The sequence below is a fragment of the Nitritalea halalkaliphila LW7 genome, assembly GCF_000265075.1.
In the GTDB taxonomy this organism is placed as follows: Bacteria; Bacteroidota; Bacteroidia; order Cytophagales; family Cyclobacteriaceae; genus Nitritalea; species Nitritalea halalkaliphila.
Genome location: NZ_AJYA01000049.1, coordinates 1 through 6,770 on the forward strand (window position 1 = coordinate 1; position 6,770 = coordinate 6,770).

Here is a 6,770-nt window from a genome sequence, read left to right on the forward strand (position 1 = left end):
AAATAAGGATGGCAGGATCTTTTAAAATCGCACGCGCGATCGCAACGCGCTGACGCTGCCCGCCAGAAAGCTTGATGCCCCGCTCTCCCACCAGGTATCCAAGCCCTCCGGGAATTTTTCTATAAACTGCCAAGCATTCGCTTTTTTCGCCGCTTGGATGATTTCTTCTTCCGTAGCCTCTGGACGTGCATAGGCGATATTTTCTCGGATGCTGCCGCCAAAGAGCAGTACCTCCTGTGGTACGATACCGATGTGACTACGCAGCTGAGCGAGGTTCCATTCTTCTAAACTACGGCCATCTACTTGTATGCTCCCTTTATCTAGGGGATAAAAACGCATCAGTAGCTGAATTATGGTAGATTTTCCTGCTCCACTGTGTCCTGCCAGTGCTATTTTTTCCCCTGCGCCGATGCGCAAAGAAAGGGACTTCAGCACCGTCACTTCTTTTCGTGTCGGGTAGGCAAACTGCACATCCTTAAATGCAATGTCTCCCTTTAGCGGAACTGCTTCGTATGCGGTGGCCAGTGCCTCTGGGGTTTCCTCTAAGATTTCCAGCACGCGTTCAGAGGAGCCGATCGCCTTCTGGAGCTGTCCATAGATGTCTCCAAGGCCTGCGATAGAGCCTCCGATGAAGGTGGTGTAGAGAACGAAAGAGACCAGATCCCCCACACTCATGGCACCCGATGCGACAAGTGAAGCCCCATACCACATCACAGCCACGATTCCGCCGAATAGCGCAAAAATGATGAAGGAGATAAAGGCCCCTCGGAATCCGGCAGCCCTTAAGGCGACATGGACCACACGGTTCAGGCCACTTTCGTAGCGCTGACTTTCGTAACGCTCACCGGAGAAACTTTTTACCGTGAATATAGACTGGAGCGTCTCCTCTACGATGACATTGGCGGCAGCAACTCATCCTGCGTCTGCTTGGATAACTTCCGGATGTACCGACCGAAAACCATCGCTATGACAACCAACACGGGGAAGGTTCCCAACATAAAGAGGGTAAGCTTCGGCGTAGTAAATAACAAGAAAGCTACCCCAGCGATGAGCGTGACCAGCTGGCGGAAAAGCTCTGCGAGTGTCGTGGAAAAAGCATCCTGCAGCAGGCTGACATCCGAGGTGATGCGGCTGATAAGCTCGCCCGTTCTGCGTTTATCGAAAAAGGTCATCGGAAGCTGCACGAGTCGGCCGTACAGGGCGATGCGAATGTCCCGCATGGAGCGCTCGCTCACTAGGGCGAATAACCAAACACGGAAAAAGGAAAAGACACTCTGGATGAGTAAAATCCCAAGCAGTAAAAACGCTATACTGTTGATGTCATTAATCCACCAGCCTTCCCCCGACGCAGCATCGATAAGCTTACCTGCCACGAATGGAAAGGTCAGCAAGGTAAGGCTGGAAAATAATAAGAATCCTAAGCCGAGAAAGAACTTGAATCGATAGGGGAGTATAAAGCGGAATATTCCACTCAGTTTACTGAAACTTTCCTTATTTAACTTTCGCTTTTCGTGCTCTTCCAGGGCTATCCCTCGTTTCTTCGCCATTATTCTCTTAATCTAATCTGCAAATTTACCTCTTAAACCACTCCTAACCCAATGAAAACACGTTTCTTTCACCCTTGTTTCTGCTTAAGATGTGCGCCCTCCGAAGATCCTTCTGAAAAGGGCTTTTTCCTTCTCCCAGAAAAAAGAAAATTGCCCGAGCAGGGCACCGTAAAAGAGTAAAATCAACTGGTAAAGGGGAAGTACGAAGAGTAAGTAGAGGACGGTTTTCCAGGCGCCTCCCTGACTCATATCCACTCCCAGAAACTGGAGCAGTGGCTGCTTAATTAGCAGCACGGTAGTTCCGGTGAGGGCGAAAACGAGGAGGATTAAAACGACCTGCCACATGCTTTTCAAGCCCCACTTCTCTTTTAGTCGGGTCATGAAGTGGGGGCGTGCCGTTGATTTAGAGGCTATATCTTGTTTTTTCATCGTTCTATTCGGTATACGGGATAGCGCATATGTGCGGGATCCTTCCAGGGGGAGCGCTCATACACCCAGCGTAACTGTCTCGGCCCGCTAGCGGCCAGTTCGGGGTCAGCCGCCTTCGCGCTTTCCAGTGCGGCCTTTAATTCAGGCTGCTCCTCGAGATAGCTAGCGGCCAAATCCTCAAATACATACGCAGAAAATCCTTCTTTGGCTTGTAGGATGGTATCAAAGAAATTCCACACAAAGAAACTATCTTCTGATTCGGGTTCCAAAACTTCGATTAAAAATCGATTCGCTTCTTGGTCGAGTAAGACCAGATAATCTCCTTTGCGGAACTGCCGCACTTCCTGCGCTTCTTCCACTTTTACGTCTCGGTGCATGAAGTGTCCTTCGAATGGCGTACTGGAGGTCTGGTACGCTGCGATCTTATAGGCGGTCACCTGAAAACTGCTGTCCCGTTCCAGCGCCTGAAGTCGCACGTTATTGCGTTTTAGGTTTTCGATGACGGGATACCAACCCTGTGGAATCACATACGCTTTTGGGGCCTTTTTTTGGAGACTTGGACTATAAAACTCATAAAAGGGTACCGTCGTCGTGAAAGGCTGTTCGCGATCGTAATACAAGCGGTCCTTTCCGGAAATCGCGGAAGGTTTCTGTCCAGAGCGGTAGCCCATAAAGGTCATGGGGGTAGAGCGGCTGCGGTCCAAAACGAAATTTAAAGGAAATAGCTCTTGATGCTGGATGGCCGCACGATCGGCCTGTACATGGGCCACTATCTCCGCCCCTGATGCTGCGAGCACCTCTAAGACTACCTCGAAAAAGGCATAGGTAGAGGCTACCCGATCTGCATAGGGCTTGAGCATGTGGGTTTCCGGCATAAAGCTGATGGTAGAAAATAGCGCCGCATAGCCACTGCTGTAGCGGCCTAGGTCTTTAAACTGTGGCCACCCGTCCTCAGGTTTGCTGCCATAGGCGCTCATGTAGGGGATCATGGGGAAGCCCTTTTTTTCCATTTCAGCATACAGGGTCGGATTCATGTGCTCCCGTAAATAACTACCTGCACGGCCGCCGAGGCGATCGCTTTGGGTGGAAATCATCGTCATGACGTGCTGGTAGTCGGCTCCATTACTGACGTGCGTATCGATAAAGATATGAGGCTTTAAAAACTGAAATAGCTGCTGAAAGCTCCGGGCATTTCGGGTATCTGCCTTCAGGAAGTCGCGGTTAAGATCGTAGTTCCGTGCATTTCCGCGGTAACCGTAAGCCTCTGGCCCGTTTTGATTTACGCGGCTATGCGTATTTCGATTAAGGTGGCCGCCGACGTTATACACGGGGACGATGGCTAGGGCGACCCGCGGATCGTGGGGGATTTTTTTTAATAAAATGTCACGCAGAAACAGCATGCTGGCATCTATGCCGTCCGGCTCTCCCGGGTGAATGCCGTTTTGGATAAATACGACTGGTCGCCCCTTTTCATGCCAAGTGGCCGGGTCGAAGTCGAGCTGCTCATCTAAAAGGACGAGATGTAGGGGCTCTCCCGAGTCGGTAATGCCCATCGGAAGCATGCGGACCGCCTCGAAATCTGCAGCTAAGCGTTGAAAATAGGAGATAACCTCCTCATAGGGCGGTGTCTCCTTCCCTCCACTGCGCTCGAAAAGGGTCTCATACGCCCGGTCAGTGGGCGCTTGCCGCGCCAAAAGGAAGCCAGATGCCAAGAAAAAAAAAGCAAAAAAGAAAGTGTAGTTTTTTCATGCCTAAAATTGATGAAAAATGCCTACACTTCCTTTCCATTAAACCGATTATTCTGCCTCCCAATTAAAAAGGCCTTCATTTAACTGCTGCAGGGCCTGCTGCTTGTACTGAGCATCCACCAAAATGGATACATTATGACGACTTCCACCATACGACACCATACGGATTGGGAAGTTGGTGAGGCAGTTCATAATGCCTGCCAAGCTGCCCTTCTCGTTCGCCACTTGGTTGCCGACTACTGAAATAATCGTTTGATTAGCATCGATTTCCACTGTGCCGAAATCTTTCAGCGCCTCTTGCAGCTGCTTCAGGTGGCTGGTATCATCGATGGTTAGGGAAATGGCCACCTCAGAAGTGGTAATCATATCGATCGGCGTCTTGTAGCGCTCGAAAATCTCAAATACCTGGCGCAAGAAGCCATAGGCTAACAGCATGCGACTGGACTTTATCTTAATCGCAGTAATGCCGTCTTTGGCCGCTAAGGCCTTCACCCCTTTACCCGTTTCCTGGCTCGTAATCGTGGTCCCTGGTGCGTCAGGATCCATCGTGTTCAGAAGCTTTACGGGCACATTTCCCTGCTGGGCTGGCCAAATAGAGGCGGGGTGCAAAATTTTAGCACCGAAATAAGCGAGCTCTGCAGCTTCATCGAAGGACAATTTAGCTACCGGTCGCGTCTTATTCACCACACGCGGGTCATTATTATGCATGCCATCGATATCGGTCCAGATCTCGATAACCTCGGCCTGACTGGCCGCACCGATAAGGGAAGCGGTATAGTCGGAGCCCCCGCGCTTGAGGTTGTCCACCTCGTTTTTGTGGTTTTTACAGATGTACCCTTGTGTGACGAAAAGTTGGTCCTGTGGGTAGCGACCGAGAATCTGCTGTAACTTTTCGCGGATCTTCGCCAGCTCAGGCTCATTGTTTTCGTCGATGCTCATGAAGTCCAGGGCGGGTAAAAATACCGCAGGGATGTCCTTTTCCTGTAACAGCGTGTAGAATAGCTTGGTAGAAAGTAGCTCTCCCTGTGCCAAGATATCTCGGTTAATTGCTTCGTTAAACGAGATTTTAAGCAGAATTTCTAAGAATTCGAAGTGCTCTTTTACGATTTTATTCGCCTTAGACTTGGCTGCTGTGCTGCTGAGGAGTTCCTCGACGAAGGCTTTGTAGTGCGCATGGAGCGTGTCGATGAGGTTTTTCGCTTTATCTTTATCTCCCTCGGCTAAAGCCTCTCCGATTTGTACCAGCGCGTTCGTCGTGCCAGAAAGTGCGGACAAGACGACGATTTTACGCTTTTCATCACGGGTAATCAAGTCCAGTACCTGGTGCATGCGCTCCGGCTTTCCTACCGAAGTGCCCCCAAACTTCATGATTCTCATAGTTGTATTAACGGTTAATTACGTTCTAGTTTAGGACTGAAAAAAGCCGAGCATTTTGATCGCGGTTATGGCCGCTTCATCCCCTTTGTTTCCATGCTTGCCACCTGCACGATCTAAAGCTTGCTGCTGGTTGTCGGGGGTCAAAACACCGAAAATCACCGGTTTGTTATACTTCATGCCGACTTCGGTAATCCCATGTGCGACGGCGTCACAGATAAAGTCGAAATGCCGCGTTTCTCCTTGGATGACACAGCCCAAGCAAATGACGGCGTCGATTTCTTCCTCTTGAGCCAGGTACTGAGCACCGAGGGTCAGTTCGAAAGAACCAGGGACATCGTAGCGGTATAAATTCTCCTTTTTAGCACCATGACGGAGCAAGGTATCTAAGGCTCCTGAATAAAGTGCTTCTGTGATGCTGTCGTTCCATTCGGATACGACGATTCCAAATTTTTTTCCACTAATATCGGGAAGCTTGTGGGTGCTGTAGCTACTTAGGTTTTTTAAATTGCTGGCCATCTTTTTCTTCTGTTATAAGGTATAGCTAAATAAAAAAGAGTAAGACCGATAGGGGCCTTACTCTTTCGTTTCATGCATGTGTGTAAGCAGTTACGCATTAGCGAGAAGCAAGGCCTTCTAAGCGGGCCTTGTGTTTACGTGCATTCGTGTACTCGAAAGATTCGAAATATTTTTCTTCGATTTCGGATAGCGTACCGATGGCAGCGTTCAGGTCGCCTGCAGCTTCCTGAGCGATCGCTAACTTCAGTAAATACTTAGGGGTAAAGAATTTGTTCTCACGGTGATTAGCTGCCTTCTTGTAAAAAGAAATCGCCTCTTTCGTATTCTCTAGCTCTAAGTAGGCATCGCCTAAAAGCGCGAAAGCCTGTGCCTGCACGAAATAATCATTTGCAGAAAATTTCTTCAAATAATCTACTGCATCGCTGTACTTCGACTCGGACATGTAGATAGACCCTACATAATAATGAGCTAAGTTGGCCGCATCGGTGCCCCCGTACTGCTTGATAATATCTAAAAAGCCCTTGGACTCGCCATCACCAGCTAGTGCCAAGTCTGTTTGATCTTGTTCGAAATAATAAACGGCTTGGAACATTTCTGCCTGCGCCTTCTTGTTTTTATTTTGTTTGTCGATCTGGAAATAAAGAATCCCCGCCATCAGTAAAATCACCGCTGCGATGATACCTCCGAAGATTTTGGAGTTCTTTTTTACGAAATCTTCACCGCGGCTTAAGCTGCTCGCGATCGCTTCTGGATTCTCTAATACTTCATTTCCCTGATTGACAGGTTCCTTCGTGCTTGTTTTCTTCGCCATGCTCTACTAAAATTTGCTCCGCAAAGTTATATTTCTTTTGTTCATTTACAAAACTTGCCTTTCTTTTCTCTCTACATTATCCTAGCCTGTAGCAAATAAAAAAGCCGGTAGTTTTCATCCACCGGCTTTCCCTTTGGCCCGGGAGGGCCTATTCCATTACGAAAGGATAGTCTTCCTGCTGGTACACATCTTTAAAGGCGTCCTGCCATCTGGCCACGGAGACTCCTCAGCGAACTTCACAGCATCCTCTACTTGTTTCTTTACGCGCTTATCGATTTCCTTAATCTCCTCTTCGGTCATCAGCCTATTTCTAAGTGGCTTTCACCTGCTCGATCGGGTCAC

The 6,770-nt window shown here is 48.9% G+C and carries 5 protein-coding genes and 2 pseudogenes; all 7 read right to left on the reverse strand.

The annotated features are described in order from the left end of the window. Positions 1–1,547, reverse strand: a pseudogene (locus A3SI_RS13570) (ABC transporter ATP-binding protein); the annotation flags it as partial. 84 nt (positions 1,548–1,631) lie between these two features. Beyond that, positions 1,632–1,976, reverse strand: coding sequence for a DUF6787 family protein (locus A3SI_RS13575; protein WP_009056771.1), 345 nt, complete (start codon positions 1,974–1,976; stop codon positions 1,632–1,634). After that, positions 1,973–3,688, reverse strand: a complete 1,716-nt coding sequence (locus tag A3SI_RS13580) for a M14 family zinc carboxypeptidase (protein ID WP_009056773.1) — start codon at positions 3,686–3,688, stop codon at positions 1,973–1,975. Before A3SI_RS13580 ends, A3SI_RS13575 begins: the two co-directional genes overlap by 4 nt. Before the next feature lie 84 nt (positions 3,689–3,772). Continuing rightward, positions 3,773–5,101 (reverse strand): aspartate kinase, encoded by a 1,329-nt coding sequence (locus A3SI_RS13585; RefSeq protein ID WP_009056775.1) that lies wholly within the window; start codon positions 5,099–5,101, stop codon positions 3,773–3,775. Between the two features lie 30 nt (positions 5,102–5,131). Beyond that, positions 5,132–5,617, reverse strand: a complete 486-nt coding sequence (gene ribH / locus A3SI_RS13590) for a 6,7-dimethyl-8-ribityllumazine synthase (protein WP_009056777.1) — start codon at positions 5,615–5,617, stop codon at positions 5,132–5,134. Positions 5,618–5,714: 97 nt separating this feature from the next. Further along, a complete protein-coding gene (locus A3SI_RS13595; protein ID WP_009056778.1) occupies positions 5,715–6,428 on the reverse strand; it encodes a tetratricopeptide repeat protein in 714 nt (237 codons plus the stop codon). 148 nt (positions 6,429–6,576) lie between these two features. After that, positions 6,577–6,770, reverse strand: a pseudogene (locus A3SI_RS18400) (thiamine pyrophosphate-dependent enzyme); the annotation flags it as partial.

What these genes read in the sequence shown, in the direction of transcription:
- A3SI_RS13585 (WP_009056775.1), bottom strand. Translation starts at nt 5,101, where the DNA reads ATGAGAATCATGAAGTTTGGGGGCACTTCGGTAGGAAAGCCGGAGCGC.
- A3SI_RS13595 (WP_009056778.1), bottom strand. Translation starts at nt 6,428, where the DNA reads ATGGCGAAGAAAACAAGCACGAAGGAACCTGTCAATCAGGGAAATGAA.
- A3SI_RS13575 (WP_009056771.1), bottom strand. Translation starts at nt 1,976, where the DNA reads ATGAAAAAACAAGATATAGCCTCTAAATCAACGGCACGCCCCCACTTC.
- ribH (WP_009056777.1), bottom strand. Translation starts at nt 5,617, where the DNA reads ATGGCCAGCAATTTAAAAAACCTAAGTAGCTACAGCACCCACAAGCTT.